Annotated in this window: 21 protein-coding genes; 5 read left to right on the forward strand and 16 right to left on the reverse strand. The window is 68.3% G+C overall.

Translation table 11 applies throughout. From position 1 onward, the window contains the following. Window positions 1-43 precede the first annotated feature (43 nt). Both cds1 and NJ1_RS33935 read right to left on the reverse strand, forming a co-directional pair. Window positions 44-1,129, reverse strand: coding sequence for an L-cysteine desulfhydrase Cds1 (cds1, locus tag NJ1_RS33930; RefSeq protein ID WP_067703119.1), 1,086 nt, complete (start codon window positions 1,127-1,129; stop codon window positions 44-46). After that, the gene (locus NJ1_RS33935) at window positions 1,126-1,452 is read right to left on the reverse strand and encodes a DUF4229 domain-containing protein (RefSeq protein ID WP_067703122.1); all 327 of its coding nucleotides are present in this window, start codon (window positions 1,450-1,452) and stop codon (window positions 1,126-1,128) included. Before NJ1_RS33935 ends, cds1 begins: the two co-directional genes overlap by 4 nt. 225 nt (window positions 1,453-1,677) lie before the next feature. On the opposite strand from NJ1_RS33935, the gene NJ1_RS33940 reads away from it, so the two are divergent. The 3 genes from NJ1_RS33940 to NJ1_RS33945 all read left to right on the forward strand — a co-directional run bounded on the left by NJ1_RS33940 (window position 1,678) and on the right by NJ1_RS33945 (window position 2,692). Beyond that, window positions 1,678-1,911, forward strand: a complete 234-nt coding sequence (locus NJ1_RS33940; RefSeq protein ID WP_422615802.1) for a BldC family transcriptional regulator — start codon at window positions 1,678-1,680, stop codon at window positions 1,909-1,911. Between the two features lie 71 nt (window positions 1,912-1,982). After that, window positions 1,983-2,171 carry a hypothetical protein gene (locus tag NJ1_RS38535; protein ID WP_084479141.1) on the forward strand — a complete coding sequence of 63 codons (189 nt, stop codon included), beginning with the start codon at window positions 1,983-1,985 and terminating at the stop codon, window positions 2,169-2,171. A gap of 173 nt (window positions 2,172-2,344) precedes the next feature. Next, entirely contained in the window at window positions 2,345-2,692 is a 348-nt protein-coding gene (locus NJ1_RS33945; protein WP_067703124.1) for a DoxX family protein, read from the forward strand. Between the two features lie 145 nt (window positions 2,693-2,837). Here NJ1_RS33945 and ccsB read toward each other — a convergent pair whose 3' ends face one another. From ccsB to hemL, 6 genes are all read right to left on the reverse strand, one after another. Then, window positions 2,838-3,803, reverse strand: a complete 966-nt coding sequence (ccsB, locus tag NJ1_RS33950) for a c-type cytochrome biogenesis protein CcsB (RefSeq protein WP_067703125.1) — start codon at window positions 3,801-3,803, stop codon at window positions 2,838-2,840. 2 nt (window positions 3,804-3,805) lie between these two features. Further along, complete coding sequence (resB, locus tag NJ1_RS33955; protein ID WP_067703129.1) at window positions 3,806-5,491, reverse strand: cytochrome c biogenesis protein ResB; 1,686 nt, start codon at window positions 5,489-5,491, stop codon at window positions 3,806-3,808. Next, window positions 5,491-6,312 (reverse strand): cytochrome c biogenesis CcdA family protein, encoded by an 822-nt coding sequence (locus tag NJ1_RS33960; protein WP_084479142.1) that lies wholly within the window; start codon window positions 6,310-6,312, stop codon window positions 5,491-5,493. Before NJ1_RS33960 ends, resB begins: the two co-directional genes overlap by 1 nt. Window positions 6,313-6,317: 5 nt before the next feature. Further along, window positions 6,318-6,974, reverse strand: a complete 657-nt coding sequence (locus NJ1_RS33965) for a TlpA disulfide reductase family protein (RefSeq protein WP_067703139.1) — start codon at window positions 6,972-6,974, stop codon at window positions 6,318-6,320. A gap of 88 nt (window positions 6,975-7,062) precedes the next feature. Then, the gene (locus tag NJ1_RS33970) at window positions 7,063-7,668 is read right to left on the reverse strand and encodes a histidine phosphatase family protein (RefSeq protein ID WP_067703187.1); all 606 of its coding nucleotides are present in this window, start codon (window positions 7,666-7,668) and stop codon (window positions 7,063-7,065) included. A 1,451-nt stretch (window positions 7,669-9,119) separates the two neighbouring features. Further along, on the reverse strand, window positions 9,120-10,457 hold the full coding sequence (gene hemL, locus NJ1_RS33975; RefSeq protein WP_067703142.1) for a glutamate-1-semialdehyde 2,1-aminomutase: 1,338 nt from the start codon (window positions 10,455-10,457) through the stop codon (window positions 9,120-9,122). 521 nt (window positions 10,458-10,978) lie between these two features. Here hemL and NJ1_RS40910 point away from each other — a divergent pair. Further along, entirely contained in the window at window positions 10,979-11,425 is a 447-nt protein-coding gene (locus NJ1_RS40910) for a hypothetical protein (RefSeq protein ID WP_157574482.1), read from the forward strand. A gap of 473 nt (window positions 11,426-11,898) precedes the next feature. Here NJ1_RS40910 and NJ1_RS33985 read toward each other — a convergent pair whose 3' ends face one another. The 4 genes from NJ1_RS33985 to hemB form a co-directional block, all read right to left on the reverse strand. Continuing rightward, on the reverse strand, window positions 11,899-12,138 hold the full coding sequence (locus tag NJ1_RS33985) for a hypothetical protein (RefSeq protein WP_067703147.1): 240 nt from the start codon (window positions 12,136-12,138) through the stop codon (window positions 11,899-11,901). After that, window positions 12,135-12,728 carry a transport-regulating membrane protein Mce1N gene (gene mce1N / locus NJ1_RS33990; RefSeq protein WP_245717701.1) on the reverse strand — a complete coding sequence of 198 codons (594 nt, stop codon included), beginning with the start codon at window positions 12,726-12,728 and terminating at the stop codon, window positions 12,135-12,137. Before mce1N ends, NJ1_RS33985 begins: the two co-directional genes overlap by 4 nt. A gap of 271 nt (window positions 12,729-12,999) precedes the next feature. Further along, window positions 13,000-13,527, reverse strand: a complete 528-nt coding sequence (locus tag NJ1_RS33995; RefSeq protein WP_084479134.1) for a hypothetical protein — start codon at window positions 13,525-13,527, stop codon at window positions 13,000-13,002. Between the two features lie 52 nt (window positions 13,528-13,579). Beyond that, a complete protein-coding gene (hemB, locus tag NJ1_RS34000; RefSeq protein ID WP_067703148.1) occupies window positions 13,580-14,557 on the reverse strand; it encodes a porphobilinogen synthase in 978 nt (325 codons plus the stop codon). Window positions 14,558-14,865: 308 nt separating this feature from the next. Here hemB and NJ1_RS34005 point away from each other — a divergent pair, with 308 nt between their 5' ends. After that, on the forward strand, window positions 14,866-15,177 hold the full coding sequence (locus tag NJ1_RS34005; RefSeq protein ID WP_067703193.1) for a hypothetical protein: 312 nt from the start codon (window positions 14,866-14,868) through the stop codon (window positions 15,175-15,177). Between the two features lie 197 nt (window positions 15,178-15,374). On the opposite strand, the gene NJ1_RS34010 is transcribed toward NJ1_RS34005, so the two are convergent. The 4 genes from NJ1_RS34010 to NJ1_RS34025 all read right to left on the reverse strand — a co-directional run bounded on the left by NJ1_RS34010 (window position 15,375) and on the right by NJ1_RS34025 (window position 20,341). Beyond that, window positions 15,375-16,937 carry a bifunctional uroporphyrinogen-III C-methyltransferase/uroporphyrinogen-III synthase gene (locus NJ1_RS34010; RefSeq protein WP_067703150.1) on the reverse strand — a complete coding sequence of 521 codons (1,563 nt, stop codon included), beginning with the start codon at window positions 16,935-16,937 and terminating at the stop codon, window positions 15,375-15,377. Between the two features lie 73 nt (window positions 16,938-17,010). Next, window positions 17,011-18,054 (reverse strand): hydroxymethylbilane synthase, encoded by a 1,044-nt coding sequence (gene hemC, locus NJ1_RS34015; protein WP_422615803.1) that lies wholly within the window; start codon window positions 18,052-18,054, stop codon window positions 17,011-17,013. Window positions 18,055-18,083: 29 nt separating this feature from the next. Continuing rightward, window positions 18,084-19,472, reverse strand: a complete 1,389-nt coding sequence (locus NJ1_RS34020; protein ID WP_067703155.1) for a glutamyl-tRNA reductase — start codon at window positions 19,470-19,472, stop codon at window positions 18,084-18,086. Next, window positions 19,469-20,341, reverse strand: a complete 873-nt coding sequence (locus tag NJ1_RS34025) for a redox-sensing transcriptional repressor Rex (RefSeq protein ID WP_067703158.1) — start codon at window positions 20,339-20,341, stop codon at window positions 19,469-19,471. The genes NJ1_RS34020 and NJ1_RS34025 overlap by 4 nt, the downstream gene beginning before the upstream one ends. Between the last annotated feature and the right edge of the window lie 148 nt (window positions 20,342-20,489).

The raw sequence follows: 20,489 nt of genomic DNA on the forward strand, positions 1-20,489 counted from the left end.
GGTGAACAACGGTTCTCACCCGACCCGTCGTGCCTGGGGAAAACTAGCCGGACCAAGTACCGGTAGCGATGAATTCCTCGATGACCGCGGTGGGCTCGTCCAAGCTCAGCCCCTGACCGGCAACCCACTCGTCGTTGAAATAGGTTCCGGCATAACGGTCTCCGCCGTCGCACAGCAGGGTGACCACACTGCCCGTGCGCCCCTCCGCGAGCATGTCCGCGATCAGGGCAAAAGCACCCCACAGGTTGGTGCCCGTGGATCCGCCCACCCGCTTGCCGAGCGCCAGGCTCGCATGACGGGCCGCGGCCACCGAGGCCGCGTCCGGCACCTCGATCATGGCGTCCACGACCTGACCGATGAACGAGGGTTCCACGCGCGGACGGCCGATGCCCTCGATGCGCGAGGGCAATCCCGTCCGGTAGCCGACATCGGCCAGCTCGTAGCCGCCGTAGAAGGCCGAATTCTCCGGGTCCACCACGGCCAGCCTGGTCTCGTGCCGTCGATACCGGATGTACCGGCCGATCGTCGCACTCGTGCCGCCCGTGCCCGCGCCCACCACGATCCACTCCGGAATCGGGTGCGACTCGAGCCTCAGCTGCTCGAAGATGGATTCGGCGATGTTGTTGTTGCCACGCCAGTCGGTCGCGCGTTCGGCGTTGGTGAACTGGTCCATGTAGTGCCCACCCGACTCGGCCGCCAGCCGGGCCGCCTCGGTGTACATCTCGGACGGGTTCTGGACCAGATGACATCGACCGCCCTGAGCCTCGATCAGCGCGATCTTCTCCGGTGAGGTCTTGGCGGGCATCACGGCGACGAAATCCAGGCCCAGCAACTTCGCGAAGTACGCCTCGCTGACCGCGGTCGAGCCCGAGGACGCCTCGACCACCGTGGTGCCCTCGCGGACCCAGCCGTTGCAGATCGCGTACAGGAACAGCGACCTGGCCAGACGATGCTTGAGACTGCCGGTGATGTGGGTGGATTCATCCTTCAGATACAGCTGCACACTCCACTCCGCGGGCAGCGGGAAGCGCAGCAGATGGGTGTCCGCGCTGCGCTGGGTGTCGGCATCGATCAGCCGCACGGCATTGTCGACCCACTCGCGTGGTGCGGAGCGCACACAGCGCTTCACGCGTCGCCGCCCTGCAGCCGCTTCATCAGCTGGTCGCGGTCCGAGCGGCGCTTGGCGTCGACCGCGGCGATGTCCTTGTTCACCTGCGTCCGCAGCTTCTTGAACAGCACCAGCGACAGCGGCATGGCGATGAGCAGGGCGAAGAGCAACGCGACGATGAGCGGCACGGCCACCTTCACCACGGCCGCGGCGCCCATGATGATCGCGGTGATTGCGATGACCAGGCCGAGTCGGGCCAGGGTGTACAGGGCCAGATTGCGTGCCAGGCTGCCCTTGGCGGAAACAGCCGGGCCCGCACCGCCGGTCGGGGTTGCGTCACTCACGCGAACCAGAGTAGGTGACGGCGTTTCCAGGCCCTCCGGACCCCCTGTCCGAATGTCGCTGAAAGTTCGCTACAGCGCCGACGAACGTGACCGTAAACACATAACGGATATCCGTTTTGTCTATTACTTCCTCTTTACCAAAATGAGACTGTTCGAACACTCGGGGGTTCCAGTGCAACGATGTCGCTACTGATGAGGGATCTGTCGAAACGGAAAGGTTTGCGAATGACTGCGTTCACCGCGGCGAGCCGCGTAATGGGTTCCGTCACCGGCCCCGACACCCTGCTCACCCCCGGCCAGGTGGCAGCCCTGTTCCATGTTGATCCGAAAACCGTGACCCGATGGGCACACGCAGGACGACTCGGCTCACTGCGGACTCCCGGCGGTCACCGCCGGTTCCGCGAATCCGAAGTCATGCAATTGCTCAGGTCCCTCACCACCGAGGCGACCCGCCTGTAACTCCTATTTCCCGTATCCATGGTGCTACGGGTACGCACACGGATTACCCTCGTTCCCAGGAGGTGAGCTACGTGACGTACCTGTTGGCGCTCATCGCGGTCGTAGCGGTCGCGATGCTGTGCTGGAAGGCCTTCGGACCCCAGCGACCTGCCGGCACCGGCCCAGCACCCACCCGGCGAAACCGCATATTGGGCCCCGACGACGACCCGGATTTCCTGAGCAGACTCTCCAGAGAGCCTCGCGACGGCGATTCCAGCTAGCTCGATCAAAGTTTGCCGACGCTAAAAGCAAATATGTGACTGTCCCCCGAATCCGGCCTGCCCGGGTTCGGGGGATTTTCGTTTCCGGACCTCTGACCTGCGGATGTCACATCTGCGGTGGCTGTGTCGTCGATCAGGCAACAACGCACACAGCTACGGAAACGAGATACGACATGAACACCGCCTACCTGATCCTCGCCGTTGTCAGCGCCGCCTGGATCGGCTTCTCGGGCTATTCGCTCTTCGCCCAGAAGCAGTTCGTGGTCGACCCGCTGAACCAGTACGGGGTCCCGCAGGGCTGGTGGAACTGGCTCGCCCTGGCCAAATCGGCCGGCGCACTGGGACTGATCGTCGGCATCGCCGTTCCGGCCATCGGTATCGCGGCCGCGGTCGGATTGATCCTCTACTTCGCGCTGGCCTCGGCCACGGCCATCCGGGCCCACTCGTACGGGACCGCCGTCTTCCCGATCCTGTATCTGGCCCCCGCAGCCGCCACCCTGGCCCTGCAATTGGCCAAGTAATTCACCCGAAACCACCCACGAGGAGCCGCAAGCCTTTACCTTGCGGCTCCTCTCGCGGCGTCGACTCAGACCTCACGGCTATTAAAACCATCCGGTCTGGTTATTTTCGGGCTATCGATTCGGGCCGAAACGAACGGCCCGGCCGCTAGTTGAGGCCGGCGTAGGAGTGGAGGCCGGAGACGACGATATTGATGATGAAGAGGTTGAAGAGCATGGCCACGAAGCCGGCCACGTTGATCCAGGCGGCCTTGGTGTCGCGCCAGCCGGATGTCGCCCGGGCGTGCAGGTAGGCGGCGTAGAGGACCCAGGCGATGAAGGACATGGTTTCCTTCGGGTCCCAGCCCCAGAAGCGACCCCACGCGGATTCGGCCCAGATGGCGCCGAGGATGACGCCGGTGCCGAAGATCGGGAAGGCGACGATGGTCGTCTTGTAGGCCAGGCGGTCCAGGGTGCGGGCGTCGGGAAGGCGACGGGCCAGCGCGCCGAGCAGGTTCGAGGACTCCTGACCTTCGGGCTGGCGCAGGCGCAGCAGGAACAGCAGGCTCGCCACTCCCGAGAGCAGGAAGATGCCGCTGCCGACACTGACCACGGTGACGTGGATGGGGAGCCAGTAGGACTTCAGGGCGGGGACGACCGGGGCCGCCTCGGCGTACAGGACCTGCCCGGCCAGGTACATGAGCACCAGCACCGGCGCGATCAGGAAGACCCACATCGAGCGGTAGCGGCGGTCGTACATGAACACCAGGCCGGTCACCATCGCCGCGGCGGTCGCCATGGTGATGAACTCGTACATATTGCCGAGCGGGAATCGGTGAACACCGAAGCCGCGCAAGAAGATCGACGCCAGATGCAGCGCGATGCCGACGAAAAGCACCGAGAACGCCATATTGCCGAAGCGCTCCGCGATCGGACGCGGCGCCTTGGTCTCGATCTTGCCGGGACCGGCCGGGCGATCGCCGCCGCCGACCGCGACCAGTTCACGCTCCGCGGTCTTCTTGGACTGCGCCGAGGAGTACTGCACGATCAGCATCGCGAGCACCAGCACGTAGACCACCCACGCCGACTTGAACGCGAGGTTGCTGTACCCGACAAGGGTTTCGTCGATCGGCATGGTCACTCTCCCGTGCTCGTGGTGCGCGCGCCGGCCGAGGGCGGTGCCGCAGGCCCGTCGGCGTCGTTGTCCAGCAGTCGTTCCCGCAATCGGTCGAACTCGCCGCCCCAACCGGCCTGATCGGTGCGGGCCAGTCCGGCCATTTCTACTACAGTACGTCGTTGGTCGCCGGATCCGGTGTCCGGAGTCTGCGGATACACCCGCAGCCAGACGCGCCGCCGCTTCACCAACAGCGAGACCAACAGGCCCGCCATCATGGTCACCGCGAACACCAGCACCCACTGCTGTGCCGGATCGTGCGAGACCTGCAGGTTCACGAACTCCTCCGCGCCGTCGAAGGTCACCTTGGTGCCGTCCGACAGGGTCGCGGACTCGCCCGGCTTCAGGTTGACCCGCTGCTCCTTGCTCAACCGGCCCTGCTTGATCATCTCCGGATCCAGCGAGAACAGCGATTGCGCGCGACCGGTGTCCAGGCCGGTGTCGCCGCGGTAGACGTCCACCGCGACCATCGGATCGGTCATGGCCGGATACCGGGAGGTCAGCAGCGAACCGTGCAGCAGCGCGGTCGGCGCGAAGAGGCCCTGGATCGCGACCTGATGCTTGCGCCGCTCGTCCTCGCTCGGATACATGCCGCCCGGCGGATCGATGCGCAGCACGCCCGAGGACAGGAAGGTGGTCGCGTCGTCCGGCTTCCACTGGATGGCCTCGGTGCGGGTCTGCCCGTTCGGGAAGGTCACCGTGAACTTGGGCGCGAAACCGTGGCCCTGCAGATAGATTCGATCACCGGCGACCCGCAGCGGGTGGTTCACCTGCAGCCGCGAATCCCGCCAGGTCCCCGAATCCAGGTCGGCGCCCGACTGGTACTCGATGTTCGAGGTGAACATCTCGGCCTGACCGGTGGGCAGGTAATCGGCCTTGAAGTCCTTGACCCGCACGCACAGTGGCGTCAGTCCGGTGCCGTCGTTGACATTGCCCGCGCGGAACGAGTCGAACGCCGCCGGGGAGGTGGTGCAGAAGCCGGGCCCGTTGTCGGCGAGCACGACCACATTGCCCTCGTACCCGAAAAGCTTGCCGATCGCGATCGCCGCGAGCAGCCCGACCAATGCCAGATGGAAGACCAGATTGCCGGCCTCGCGGGTGTAGCCCTTCTCCGCGGACAGCGTGATCTCATCCTCGCGGGCGCCCGGCTGCACCACGGTGCGCCAGCCGCGAAGCTCCTTGCGGGCGTGCGCGATCACCTCGTCGGGGGTTGCCGAATCGAAGCCCGAGAAGTGGTGCGGCAGCCGCGAAAGGTTGCGCGGAGCCTTCACCGGCGGTGTCCGTAATGCCCGATAGTGGTCGAGCACGCGCGGCATGATGCAACCGACCAGCGACACGAAAAGCAGGACATATACGGCGGTGAACCAGAAACTGGAGAACACGTCGAACAGTTCGAAGCGGTCCATCCACGGACCCAGCGTCGGCCGATCCGCGATGTACTGGTCGACCTTGCCCTGATTCAGACTGCGCTGCGGCAGCAGCGCGCCGGGGATGGCGGCCAGAGCCAGCAGGAACAGCAGCATCAGCGCGGTGCGCATGCTGGTCAGCCCGCGCCAGGTGTTGCGCAGCACGGCGAGAGCGCGCCGCGGCGGCGACTGACGCGGCGGCAGGGCGGGAGCGGGGGCGGGTGATTGCGTGGTCACGGTCATCAGATCGGCAGGGTCACATTCGAGACGAAGGCGTCGCGGACCCAGGAAACGAACTGGTCCCACGCTCCGGTCACCAGGGCGATGCCGACGGCCACGAGCAGGATGCCGCCGATCACCTGAATGGTGCGGGAATTGCGGCGCAGCCAGCCGACACCGCGCAGTGCGGTCGCCGACCCGAACGCCAGGATCACGAACGGCAGTCCCAGACCGAGGCAGTACGCCACGATCAAGGCCACGCCGCGCACCGCGGTGGTGCCCTCGGTGCCCGCGGACACCGCCATCACGCCCGAGAGCGTCGGGCCCAGACACGGCGTCCAGCCGAGCGCGAACACCGCGCCGAGCAGGGGTGCGCCGACGAGTCCGCTCAGACGGCGCGGTTCCATGCGGGTGTCGCGCTGCAGCGCGGGGATCAGGCCGATGAACGCGAGGCCCATCACGATGGTCACCACACCGCCGACCCGTTGCAGCAGTTCACGATTCACGTTCAGCGCCTGGATCGCGCCGAACACCGTCGCGGACGCGAGCACGAACACCACGGTGAAACCGGCCACGAACAATCCGGCCGCACCCGCGACACGCAAACGCGCGGTTCGCCGTTCGGCCATCGCCACCGGACTCTTCGCCGATTCGACCGTCACGGGCGGGGCTTGCGCCCCCACCACACCGGCCAGATACGACAGATAACCCGGCACCAGCGGCACCACACACGGCGACGCGAACGACACCAGACCCGCCAGCAGGCACGCGCCGAGCGCGAGCAGCAGCGGGCCGGTAGCGGCGGTCTGCTGGAACGACTCCCCCACGCTCGCAAGCACAGTCACGTCGTTCACTGCTGCTCTTCCTTCGCGATCGCCTCGACCACCGGGCGCAGATCATCGGCGAGCAGGGACCGCAGGAACACCGCGGCCACCCGATGCCGGCGATCCAGCACGATGGTGGTGGGGATGACGCTGGTCGGGAATTTCCCGCCGAGCGCGAGCAGACTGCGCATCGACGGGTCGTAGATCGAGGGGTAACCGACCTTGTTGTCGGTCACGAAATCCTGCGCCTTGTCCTTCTGGTTGTCCCGCACGTTGACACCGAGGAACGCCACCCCCAGATCCCGGGTGGACTCGTAAACCTGTTCCAGCGCAGGCGCTTCCGCGCGACACGGACCACACCACTGGCCCCAGAGATTGAGGACGACGACCTTGCCCTCGAAATCGGAGACAGCGGTGCTCTTGCCGTCCGTCAGCAGATCCGGGCCGGACAGCTTGCCGATGGTGCCGCGCGAGGACGGCGGGTTGTAGAAGATATCGGTCTTACCGCCGGGCGAGACGAAATCGAAGGTCCCGCCCTGCGCCACCGCGTCCTTGCCCGCGGTCGAGCAGCCGGCCAGCACCGCCACCAGGCAGAGGCTCGCCGACAGGATCGACGCGATCCGCCGGAACGGGTTCCGCGCGCCGAACCCGTTCCTGCGCAAGGACACAGCGGACGCGCTCATGCCGCGTCGCCCCCGCGTGACGAGCGACACCGCATGGTGGCGCGGGCGGCTTGCGTACGCGAGCCGCCGCCCCCGGGCCTGAACCCGCTCATGCCCCGTGCACCGTGGGATCGGTCGCGCCCGCCGGCTCGGAATACACGATGTCGATCAGGGTATCGCCCTGGTACACAAGGGAAGTCAGGGATGCGAGCGAGCACTGGCGGCTGCGCGGATCGTGCCAGAGTCGCTGGCCCTGCAGGAAGCGGCGCAGCGTCCAGACCGGCAGTTGGTGCGAGACCAGGACGGCTTCGCGACCCGCCGCCTCGACGCGCGCCTTGTTGACCGCGGCCAGCATGCGGTGCGCGATCTGCAGGTACGGCTCACCCCAGGACGGGGTGAAGGGATCGCGCAGCTTCAACCAGTGCCGGGGCTTGCGCAGCGCGCCGTCACCGACGGACACCCGCAGGCCCTCGAAGGTGTTGCCCGCCTCGATGAGGTTGTCGTCGGTGCGGATGATCAGCCCGTGCGGTCCGGCGATCGGCTCGGCGGTCTCCTGCGCGCGCTGCAGCGGCGAGGCCACCACCAGCGCGATGTCGTGATCCGCCAGCGAACGGCCGACGACCTGCGCCTGCGAGCGACCGGTCACCGACAGGTGGAAGCCGGGCAGGCGGCCGTACAGGATGCCCTTGGGGTTGTGCACCTCGCCGTGCCGCATGACGTGCACGATGGTCTCGACATCGCCGGCGACATCGCCGGGGAGCACGAAACCGCTTGCGGCGAGGGAGGACTCGGAGCTGTCGGACACGGCGGGGTCGGACTCGGCGGCGGCCGCGACCGCACCCGCTGCGGGATCGTTCACGTCAGCGTTCGCACCGGTCTCGGTGGCGTCGTTCGCATCCGGTTCGGCGCCGTTCGCACCGGATTCGGTGGCGTCGTCCGCACCCTGTTCGGCACCGGCCGGAACAGATTCGGCGGCGGTCGACGCGGGTTCGATCGAGCCGTTCGCGGCGGGTTCGGTTGCGCCGCGCGCGTCGGCCGCCGTGGCGACGGCCGTCGGCTCGACCTTTATGGCCTCGAATTCGTCGGTCGTCGGCTCGTCGATCCGCGAGGCAGCGGCGGTCTCGACCGCGTCGTCGCGCACCTCGGTCACGATGATCTCGAACTCATCGGTGATCGGATCATCGATCCGCGGGTCGATGTCCGCCGCGGCGGCGGTCACGATCTCGGTGGCAGCCGTGACCGGATCCGGCGCAGCCGACCCGATCTCGACAGCCGCCACGGTCTGGTCCGCAGCGCTCTTCGCGTTCGCCTCGTCCATGGTTTCACCGACCGTCCGATCGGTCGCCTCGAAGGCGACGGGGGCACTCGCTACGGCAACGGAATCTACTGCGACAGAACCAATTTCGATATCGTCGACCTCGAGCGCGGCTTCATCGGAAACAGCGGGGGCCGAACCCTGAGCGTCGACCGGGCGGGCCGGATCCGCATCGCCAGCGGGCGGCTGGACCGTTTGCGCGGTAACAGCATCGGACTCGGCCGCACCAGCGGCGGCGGACTCAGCGATACCGGCGGCAGCCGATTCGGCCACACCGGGGGCGGTTCCGGACTCGGCCGCATTGGCGGCTGCGGCGGACTCGACCACACCGGCAGCAGGGGCGGGGTCGACCACACCCGCAGCGGCGGACGCATCAGCGGACTTCGAGACGGCCTGCGGGACAGCGACCTTCGCGGCCGGTCGCTTCGAGGCCGCAGCCTTCTTCGCGGATCGCTTTGCTGCGGGCTCGGCGCTGGCCGCGGACTCGGTGTTGGTCACGGACTCGACGCTGGCCGCAGACTCGGCGTTGGTCACGGACTCGGCGCTGGTCATGGACTCGACGCTGGTTGCAGACTCGGTGTCGGCCACAGACTCGGCGCTGGTCACGGACTCGACGCTGGTTGCAGACTCGGACTCAGGAGCGGATTCAGCCTGAGTAGCAGTGTCAGCCCGAGCGGCGGGTTCGGCCGGGGCAGCGGGTTCGGCCGGGGCTACGGCGATATTGTCGCCGGTTTCGGCCAGTTCGACCTCGGCTTGACGGATGGCGTCCAGGAGGCGGATGGCGTCCTCGGTGGTGACGGGGGCCTCGTGGGGGGATGGGGTGGGCAGTCCGGACTCGGGTCGGGTGGAACTCACGCGGCGGATCCTTCGGGGGTGGCGGCAGCCGCGGCGCGCGCGGCGGCTGGGAGGGCGGCGGCGATGCGATCGAATGCGTTCTCGTCGAGAGCTGCCGAGACGAACCATGCCTCGAACGCGCTCGGGGGCGCGTACACACCACCATCCAGGAGCGCGTGGAAAAAGGCTGGGAAGCGCCACGTTTCGCTCGCCTTGGCGGCGGCGTAGTCGGTGACCGGGTTCTCGGCGAAGAACACGCTCACCATATTGCCTGCGAATTGCACCTGATGCGCGAGCCCCTCGGCGGTGAGCGCCTCGGTGAACAGCTTGCCCAGCTGTGCGGAATTGCGATCCAGGGCCGCGTACACCTGCGCGTCGGCATGCCGAAGCGTGGCCAGACCGGCGGCGACCGCGACCGGATTACCCGAGAGCGTGCCCGCCTGATAGACCGGCCCGATCGGCGCCAGATGATTCATGATGTCGGCGCGACCACCGAACGCGGCGGCGGGCAGGCCGCCGCTCATGACCTTGCCGAAGGTGTAGAGGTCGCCCGCGACGCCCTCGATGCCGTACCAACCGGCCGCGCTCACCCGGAAGCCGGTCATGACCTCGTCCATGATGAGCAGCGCGCCGTGTTCGGTGGTGAGCCTGCGCAGGCCCGCGTTGAAATCGGGGCCGGGAGCGACGGCGCCCATATTGCCCGCGGCGGCCTCGGTGATGACGCACGCGATCGCACCGGGATTGGCTGCGAACGCGGCGGCCACCGCGTCGAGGTCGTTGTACGGCAGCACGATGGTGTCGGCGGCCTGCGCGCCCGTGACGCCGGGCGAGGTCGGGAGACCGAGGGTCGCGACGCCGGAGCCCGCGTCGGCGAGCAGCGCGTCCACGTGACCGTGGTAGCAGCCGCTGAACTTGATGATCTTGGAGCGACCGGTGAAGCCGCGCGCCAGCCGGACCGCGCTCATGGTGGCCTCGGTGCCCGAGTTCACCAGTCGTACCCGCTGCACCGGTTCCACCCGTGCCGCGATGGCCTCGGCGAGGTCGATCTCCGCCTCGGTCGGCGCACCGAAGGACAGACCGCCGACGGCGGCGCGCTGCACGGCCTCCACGACCGCCGGATGCGCGTGGCCGAGAATCATCGGGCCCCACGAACACACGAGGTCGACGTAATCGTTGCCATCGGCGTCCGTCAGCGTGTAACCGCTGGCCGAGGCGATGAACCGCGGCGTCCCGCCCACCGAGTTGAACGCCCGCACGGGCGAATTCACGCCGCCCGGAATGACCGCCGCGGCGCGTTCGAAGAGTTGGGCCGAGACCGGCACCGATGCCTGGCTCACACGCGGAGAAGAACTCACGGCACCCAGTCTCTCAGCCGCCCCCACCCTCGTCGACGACAGGGTGTAGTGGAGTGCGCCACCCCACACCCCAACCGCTCATCCTCGCACCCCCGCCCCCTCCCCGCACCCCCTACCCGATCCACCCACATCCACGCATCGCCCGGAGTCGCTGCCCGGAGTCGCTGCCCGGAGTCGCTGCCCGGAGTCGCTGCTCGGAGTCGCTGCTCGGAGTCGCTGCTCGGAGTCGCTGCTCGGAGTCGCTGCTCGGAGTCGCTGCTCGGAGTCGCTGCTCGGAGTCGCTGCTCGGAGTCGCTGCTCGGAGTCGCTGCTCGGAGTCGCTGCTCGGAGTCGCTGCTCGGAGTCGCTGCTCGGAGTCGCTGCTCGGAGTTGCTGCTCGGAGTTGCTGCTCGGAGTTGCTGCTCGGAGTTGCTGCTCGGAGTTGCTCGCCGCGAGGACGCGGCTTGCTCGAAAAGGTTGGGGCGGTGAGGGGCAACACGCCGGGGGTGGATTGGGGGAGATCGGTCGCTGGAGGGTTGCCGGTGCGTAATCTCCAGGCGCAGAAGGCGGTAACCGAGGAAGGGCGGGACGGGATGCGGGTCGCACGGTTCGGGGTTGGATTGCTGGCGGTGGTCGCGGTGGTGGGGGCTGCGTCGAGCGTGGGGGCGGGGAGCGCGGCGGCGGGAGCGCCGGTGGTGCAGCTGGATCAGGGACGGGTCGGGGTGGCGCTGTCGCACGACGAGACCGCCGCTATCGCGGCCGGACCGGTTCCCGCGCTGGTGAGCATGGTGGTTCCGCTGAGCCGCATGGGTGCGGGATTACGACCGGACACCGAGATCTACAAGGACGAGCGGGGTGGGGTGCACGCGTCGCTGCGACAGGTGATGTCGGAGGCGGCCGAGCATCCCGACGGCTCGGTGAGCCTGTACTTCAACGCTCCGGGCACCCGCAACGGGCGAGTGCTGGATGTTTACCAGAACTGGGGCTGAGCTGATTTCGTGAGCTGATTCCCAAGCCGGGATTGACCGTTGTCGCACGCATCTGTTCCACGATGCGTGCGACAACCGCGTTCACAGCAGGTGCACTCCGCACGACAGCGAAAACAGCGGCCGACGGAGTGCGCCGCACGACCGGCCGACCGCCGACGCGACGCGCCGCATGACAGCGGCTACGCAACGACCGGACAGACCGTGCGACCCGGTTTTCCGCAGCCGATCAAGCCAGGGGAACGCCCAGGCAGAACGCTGCCCACCCGGTCGAGAACAGGCAGTTCAGCTGCGGCGGTAGTAGGTCGAGCCAGGACAGTGCCGAGTAGACCTTCATGTCTTCATCATTCCCAGCAATCCGCGAACCAATCGGCGAACGGAAACTTCGCACCCCTGGTCACGGTGTGTCGACACCGCACGCGAGCAGTCGCCGAGGCCACCGCCGAAGCATTCGCCGTGTCACCCCGCGGCGAATCTCAGCGTGCGAAACGCACCGTGCGCGCCACCACGTCGATGAGCACGAGGCCCGCGATGGTCACCAGCACCGCGGCCAGCGACAACCACGGCCCGGAGTACCGCACCCCGTCGAACCCCGGGGTCTCCCCCGCCGGTCGATACCACCCGGGATGAAGTCCGTTGTGCCAGCACCACACCGCGCCGCCCACGATGACCGGCACGAGCACGAATTCGGCGAGCACGGCGAGCCAACGCGTCACCGCGCCTCCTTCTCCTGATCACCGTTCAGCCGCGCGACGGCGGCGGTCAATTCCTCACGCAGTGTGAAATGATCTCGCGCCCATGCCTGTACGAGCCCACCGGCCTTCAATTTCAGGCCGATGCCCTTGCGCCGTCGCGGTACCCCGGTGAGTTCACCCAGCGCCCGCGCCGACTCCCAGTCCTCATAGTCCCAGGATTCCTCGTCATCGGCGGGCAAGACCTCGGCGATGTCGCGCAACGGAAGCACCTCGGTGCCTTCGCGCAGCGTGTCGGCGGTGAGTTCGACACTGATGTGGCGCTTTCCGGCCACCACCTGCAGCCAGACGAAGCCCGCGAGCATCAGCGCGCAGAACAGCAGCCCGAACCAGTGCACCGCGCCGCCACGCAGGAATTCGACGCCGAGCAGGATCGCGCACAGGATCGGCCCGTAGGCCACCGTGCGCCAATGCGCGCCGGGTTCGGAGAAGAGCACGGCCTCGGAACTCGATGCGTCGCTCACGCTGTCGGGCGAATTCGCACCGTCGGGTGAATTCGCGCGCTCGGGCGAATCGGCGCTGTCCGGCGAACCCACGCTGTCGGGCGAGCTCATAGGTCGCGCGTCCGGGTGATGTGGTTCAGCCGACGAGTCCTGGAATCAACAGCACGGCGAGGGTGAGCAGTCCGAAAACGACCAGCAGACTCAGCACCAGACAATCTCGCCGAAGGCTGTGCGGTTGCTGGATAACCACTCGCATCAATGCCTCCGCTCCCCCGGAGCGCAACGCACCATGACTCAACGCATGACGAGCGACTTCCGGTTCCCGAACTCTCTGTGACCCTCACCATACCCGGTAGTACGCCGTTAACAAACTTCGCAGTACTCATTGCGGACCGGGCCGGAAGTAGGCCTCGGATTCCTTTCTGTAGCAAAGGAATACGGCCCCACCGGCGAGTACGGCCTGCACGATCCCGGCACCGCCGGCGATCAACGCGGCGGTCCCGGCGTCGGTGCCGGCGCCGAACATCGCCCCGGCCGCGCCGAGCATCAGGAACACCGCGAATCCGGTGAGCAGCGATCGCGCCCAGCTCTTTCCGCGGAACAGCTGGTACACCACCGCCACCCCCGCGCCGGTCAGCACCAGCCAGAACACCGCGACCAGCGCGAACACGATCGTCGTCCAGGTCTGGGCCTGCGCCATCGTCACCTGCGGCTGCTTCTCGTGCAGATCGTCGAACAGCTGCTGCGCCAACTCGTGCCGCTGCCCGAGCTGCGCCACCAGCGTCGCGCCCAACTGCACGATGCCGACAACCAGTGCGGCAAACCAGAGTTGCGCGGCGGTGCGCACGTCCTCGGGCGCCGGTCGCGGCGGAATCGGCGGGGGAACCATCGGATTCACGACGGGGATCACTCGGCTACCGGACGTCTGCGCACACCGAGATACTGCCCGAAAATCGCGTCGCTCACGAGAGCCAGTGCGCGGCTTCGGTGGCCCAGTAGGTCAGCACCATGTCCGCACCGGCGCGCCGGATGCCCAGCAGCGATTCCAGGATCGCGCCGCGGCGGTCGATCCAGCCGTTCCGGGCGGCGGCGGTGATCATCGCGTACTCGCCGGAGATCTGATACGCCGCTACCGGCACCGTCGATCGATCCGCGACCTCGCGAAGAATGTCCAGGTACGCCATGGCGGGTTTCACCATGACGATGTCCGCGCCCTCGGCCAGATCCAGCTCCAGCTCGCGGATCGCCTCGCGGCGATTGGCCGGATCCTGCTGGTAGGTGCGGCGATCGCCCTCCAGCGAGGAACCCACCGCCTCGCGGAACGGCCCGTAGAACGCCGACGCGTACTTCGCCGCATAGGCGAGGATTCCGGTATCGGTCCGGCCCGCCGCGTCCAGTCCGGCCCGGATCGCGCCGACCTGGCCGTCCATCATGCCGCTGGTGCCGAGCAGATCCGCACCGGTATCGGCCTGCGCCAGGGCCATCTCGACGTAGCGCCGCAGGGTCGCGTCGTTGTCCACGGCGCCGTCCCGGTCCAGCACGCCGCAGTGACCGTGGCTGGTGAATTCGTCCAGGCAGGTATCGGCCATCACGACGGTCGAATCGCCGACCTCCTCGACCAGTGCGCGCAGCCCGCGATTGAGAATCCCGTTCGGATCGCTGGCCTGGCTGCCCTCGGGATCCTTGTCCTGCGCGCGCGGCACGCCGAACAGCATGAGACCGCCGACGCCTGCCGCGACGGCCTCCACGGCGGCCTTGCGCAGCGAATCCATCGAATGCTGGTGAACGCCTGGCATGGAGGAGATCTCGCGCGGTTCGTCCAGTCCGTCCGCGACGAACATGGGGAGGATCAATTGCCGTGGCGCCAGCGTGGTTTCGGCCACCAGCCGACGCATGGCGGGGGTGCGGCGCAACCGCCGTGGGCGGTCCATTCCGGTCATGTTCGCATGATATGCCCGTGCGTTCGGCCGGTCGCGAGCGCCTGTGGAGGTCGCGGTCACACCGACCGAAGGTCGCGGTTACATCGACCGAAGGTCGCGGTTACATCGACCGAAGGTCGCGGTCGCATTCGCGCGGCCGGGTTCGGAATCGGTTCCGGGCGGTCGGCGCGAGGCCGTGCGAAAGCCCTTGCTGGCACGAGTTTTTGTCGGTGGTCGCGGGTAGAATCGAAGATGTGTTCGAAGGTGCGGGGCGCTCGATCGAGGGTGTTCGATCGGCCCGCACCTGATCGCGACGGGAGGAATTGGTCGTGCTCACTGCTGTAACCAACCTGGCCGACAAGGCTGCCGGTGTGCCCAGGAAGGGCGAAGTCATCGATCACGCCTGGGCGCCGCTGTCCAAGCAACCGCTGCCGGCGGGGCGGCCGCGGTCCTGGTACATCTCGCACAATCGGCGGCTCAAGGCCATGCGACTAGCCATCGCACTGCTCGATTCGGGCGCTTTCGGCCCGGAGCACACCACCAACGACCGGATTCGTGAGATCTCCGATGTCGTCGGCGTGCACCGGCCCTCGGATGCGACCTGCCGCATGGTCCGCCGGATGATGCAGGCTCAGCGCTGAGTCTGCGGGTCCTCCCGTGAGGGATGGCGGGAGGGCCCACTCCGGACGGGCGCGCGCCGGTTCGTCCGCCTCACGGCGCGGAGGGGCCACTGGGGGCGGAAACGCCTCGCGCCCCGCACTTTTCGTGTGCGGGGCGCGAGTGGCGACGATGTGCCTCGGCTCACGACATGGGCCTCAGCGGCTCACGTCGGGTGAACCTAGCGGCTGCGACGGCTCTTCTTGCGCGGCGGGGGCAGCAGGCCCTCGGCGCGCAGGTGGGCGGCGTGCTCGGCGAGCGCCTCGACGAGCGGGCCGACCTGAGCGGTCTCGGGCTGCACATCCACGCGCAGGCCGAACTCGATCGCGGTCTCGGCGGTCTTCGGACCGATGCAGGCCACGATGGTGCGCGCGTGCGGCTTACCGGCGATACCGACCAGGTTCCGGACGGTGGAGGACGAGGTGAACAGCACCGCGTCGAAACCGCCGGTCTTGATCATCTCGCGGGTCTCGGCCGGCGGCGGAGAAGCGCGCACGGTGCGGTACGCGGTGACGTCGTCGATCTCCCAGCCGCGATCGCGCAGGCCCTCGGCGAGGGTCTCGGTGGCGATGTCGGCACGCGGCAGCAGCACCCGGTTCACCGGGTCGAACACGTCGTCGTACGGCGGGAAGTCGGCCAGCAGACCCTCCGAGGACTGCTCCCCGCTGGGCACCAGTTCGGGGTTGATGCCGAAGGAACGCACCTTCTCCGCGGTGGACTCGCCCACGCAGGCGATCTTCACACCGGAGAAAGCCCGTGCGTCCAAACCGAATTCGGCGAACTTCTCCCACACCGCGCGCACCGCGTTGGTGGAGGTGAAGACCACCCACTGGTAACGGCCGTCGACCAGACCCTTGACCGCACGCTCCATCTGCGCGGGGCTGCGCGGCGGCTCGACGGCGATGGTCGGCACCTCCATGGGGATGGCGCCGTGGTTGACGAGCTTCTCGCTCATCTCGCCCGCCTGCTCCTTGGTGCGCGGCACCAGGACGGTCCAGCCGTACAGCGCGCGCGACTCCCACCAGGAGGTCTTCGAGCGCTTGTCCACTTCCTTGCCGACCGTGACCACGAGCGGCCCGACCAGTTCGGACGCGGCATTGTTCAGCGTCGCCAGCGTGGCGTCGATGGTGCGCTGCTGACGCGTGGTGCCGCGCACGGTCACCGCGACCGGCGTCTGCGGCGCCAGACCGTGCTCCACCAGCGCGCTGGCGGTCTCGGCCAGATGTCCCGAGGTGGCGTGCAGCACCAGCGGACCCGGTGCGCCCGCGACGGCCGCCCAGTCCACCTCGCCGCGCACGTCCACCACGGTGTAGCTGGAGCCGACCTCGATGCCCGCGTAGGCGGGGACCGTGGTTCCGGCGGACAGGCCCGGCAGCACCTCGAACATCATGTGCGAGCGGGTGACCGCGTTGACTTCCTGAATGACCGAATCGGTGGTCATCGGGTCGCCGGACACCAGTCGCACCACGTCGGACCCGTTGCGGGCCTCCGCGATCAGGGTCTTGGCCACCTCGGCCGGATCACCCAGGGCCGGACGCACGTCGACGGGGTTCTCCCCTTCGACGGCCTCGGGCACCGCGGAGCCGATCAGGGCGAGCACGCCCTTGTCGACATCGGGATCGGTGAAGGTGAGCGTCGCCCGGCCGAGGACCTCGCGGGCCCGGACCGTGAGCAACGCCGGATCTCCGGGACCGGAACCCACGAAAAGGATCCGACCCGGCTGCTTTTTCGTCACTCGACTCACGGCTGCTCCTCGCTGACGCTCGTCCCAACCATGCCCATGGGCGCTGTGCTGAATGTTCGCTCGCTTCGCTCGCTCATTGGTTGGTCTCCATTGGGCTGGGATTGTTGCTGTCGTTTGTGTGCTCTGCGGTGTCTTCCTCTGTGACACTGAGCAATTCGCGCGCCCCCAGCTCCAAGAGCTCACGCGCCAGTGCGCGCCCGAGGTCCGCGGCATCCGCGACCGGGCCCACCACCGATGCCCGGATGACATCCGAGCCGTCGATCGCCGCCGCGCACCCGCGCAACGACAACTCCTCGAACACCCGCCCGTCGTCGTCGAGTGATTCGACGACCTCCGCCAGCGCCCCGATCGGGGCCGTGCAACCGGCCTCCAGTTCGGCGAGCATGGCGCGCTCGGCGGTGATCGCGGCACGGGTGCCGGCGTCGTCGAGCGCGGACAGGATGGTCACGAGTTCGGTATCGGCGCTGCGGCATTCGACCGCCAGCGCACCCTGCGCGGGGGCGGGCAGCATCTGCACCGGTTCCAGGGCCTCGGTGACCGCGTCGAGGCGATCGATGCGGGCCAGTCCGGCCCGGGCCACCACGACGGCGTCGAGTTCACCGGTGGCGACCTTCGAGAGCCGGGTGTCGAGATTGCCGCGCAACGGCACGATCGTGACACCCAGGCCCAGCGCCCGCAGCTGCGAGGAACGCCGCGGCGCGGAGGTGCCGATGACGGAGCCCGGCGGCAGTTCGCCCAGCACCAGGCCGTCGCGGGCCACCAGCGCGTCGCGCGGATCCTGTCGCGGCGGGATGGCGGCGATCTCGAATCGCGGGTCCCGCGCGGTCGGCAGATCCTTGTACGAGTGCACGGCGATATCGACTGTCTCCGCGGCCAATTCGTCGCGCAGCGCGGCCGTGAACACGCCGACGCCGATCTTCTGCACCGGCTCGGAGGACTTGTCGCCGGCGGTCTTCACGATCACCAGTTCCGCCTGCTGCCCGGCCGCGATCAGTTCGTCGCGCACGTGCCCGGCCTGGGTGAGAGCCAGCAGGCTGCCACGGGTGCCGATCCGCCACGGCGCCGCGGCGGTTCCGCGCACGTCGTCCCGCTCTGTCGAGGACCGCTCTGAAGACACTGTCTCGGTTTCCTGCACCATCGCTCCGCTCATGCGGTCAGCCCCTGTTCGTCCCCCGGGTGGGCGGCGGTGAAATCGTCGGCCATCTCGCCACTGCGCGCGGCGATCTCCATCGTTGCGGCAACCGCTTGTGCCGCACCAGGTTTGAGTTCGAACAGCTCGCGGAGCGCCTCGGCGTAGCTGTCACCGCCGGGCGTGGACGCCAGCTGCTTGACCCGCACGGTCGGCGCGTGCAGCAGCTTGTCCACGACGCGGCGCACGGTGCGGGCGACCTCCTCGCGCTGACCGGTGTCCAGCCCGGGTAGTCGCGAATCCAGGCGTAGTAGCTCGCCCTCGACCACGTCGGCGGCCATCTGGCGCAGCGCGGCGACGGTCGGGGTGACCTCGGCCATGCGCTGTCCGGCAAGGTATTTGGTGAGTTCGTCGGCCACGATGGTGCGCGCGGCGGCGGTGTCGTCGGCGGCCGCGCCTGCCGACGGATCGCGCTGCAGCGTCTCCATGTCGATGACGGTCACGCCGGGCAGCCCGGCGACCGCGTGGTCCACATCGCGGGGCAGGCCCAGATCGCAGATGACCAGCTGATCGGATACGCGGTCGGCGTTCAGCGCACGGTGCACATCGGCGATGCTCACCACGGTGCCGACCGCGCCGGTACAGGTCACCACGATCTCCGCGGTGGCCATGGCCTCCACGAGCTGCGAGATCTCGACCGCCTCGGCCTCCACGCCGTGCATGGTGGTCGCGGTGTCGGCCAGGCGCTGCGCGCGCTCCAGGGTCCGGTTCACCAGCAGGATGCGCGAGACTCCGGCCCGGGCCAGCTGCGCCACCGCGAGCCCGCCCATGGCGCCCGCGCCGAGCACCAGCGCGGTGCGGCCCTGCAGCGGACCCAGCACCTGCCGCGCCCGATCCAGCGCCACCGACACCACCGACGCGCCCGCGCGGTCGATCCCGGTCTCCGAGTGCACCCGCTTGCCGACCCGCAGCGAATGCTGGGCCAGCTCGTGCAGGGTCCGCCCGGCGGCCTGCTGACCGTCGGCGGCCGCGTAGGCGGCGCGGATCTGACTCAGCACCTGCTGCTCGCCGATCACCATCGAGTCCAAACCGGACGCGACCGCGAACAGATGCTCGGCGGCGGCCTCGGCGTAGCGCACGTAGGCGTGCTTGGTGAGTTCGGGCAGCGGCAGCCCCGAATGCTTGGTCAGCAGTTCGCTGATCTCGCCGAGGGCGGGGTGGAAGGCGTCCACCACGGCGTAGATCTCCACGCGATTGCAGGTCGAGACGATCATCGCTTCGGACACGTGCGCCGAAGCCAGCATGAGTTCGGTCAGCTTGGGCCGGTCGTGCTCGGTGATCGCGATCTTCTCGAGCACCGGCACCGGTGCACTCCGATGCGAGATCCCGACGAGAAGCACACTCATGGCTGGACCACCGCTCCCTTGCTGGTTGTCTCTACGCCGCCCGAAGGGCGCCCCGCTGTACGCGACGGGGGTTGCACCGCCGCATGCGAAGTCTTCATGGGGGCGACCCGCCGGATCGGCGTCGACACCACCGTCATCGTCTCGCCGGCCGCGACCGCGGCCACCGGCTCCATCGCGGCCTGTTCGGCGCTGCGAGCCCGTTCGAACGAGAGCAACTGCATTTCCACCGCGAGGTCCACGCGCCGCACCTCGACGTGCGGCGGCGCCTCGAGCGCGACGGGCGAGAAACTGAGCACGCACTGCACACCGGCGGCGACCAGCAGGTCGCACACGCTCTGCGCGGCCGAGTCGGGCGTGGTGATGACCGCGATGGTCGGCTCCAATGCCGCCACCGCCTCGGTCAATTCGGCCACGTCCCGGATCACCAGACGGTTCGCACCCGCCACGATCACGGTGCCCACGAGCGCCGGATCGTTGTCGAACATGCCGACCATGGCGAACCCGCGCCGCCGGAAACCGCCGTAGCCGACCAGGGCGCGGCCCAGATTGCCCGCGCCGACCAGCACCACCCGATGTCCCTCGGACAGGCCGAGCACATCCTCGATGCGGTCCCGGAGCTTGACCACGTCGTAGCCGACGCCGCGCACCCCGTTGGGTCCGAGGAAGGACAGATCCTTGCGCAACTTGGCGGAACCGACACCCGCCGCGACAGCCAGTTCTTCACTCGATACGATGGCAACACCATCGTCGGCGAGTACGGCGAGGACCCGGAGGTAGGTGGCCAGTCGGGCCACGGTCGCCTGCGGGATGTCCTTCTGCAGAGCCCTGCCGGAGACGCCACTGTGCGGCGCCTCGTGCTGCTCTGTCACGTCGCTTGCGCTCCTCGTCCGGCCGGGGGTGAGTGTCCGGGTTCTTTTTCTCGACTCGCCGCCGGGAGACCGTCGCAGGCGGTCCTACAGGCGAGGTCGAGCAGGCTTCAGGGGGTCGCTTCCGCTGCCCGAGAAGGCGCGTTGCGTG

Source organism: Nocardia jejuensis NBRC 103114, from assembly GCF_001613145.1.
Classification (GTDB): Bacteria; Actinomycetota; Actinomycetes; order Mycobacteriales; family Mycobacteriaceae; genus Nocardia; species Nocardia jejuensis.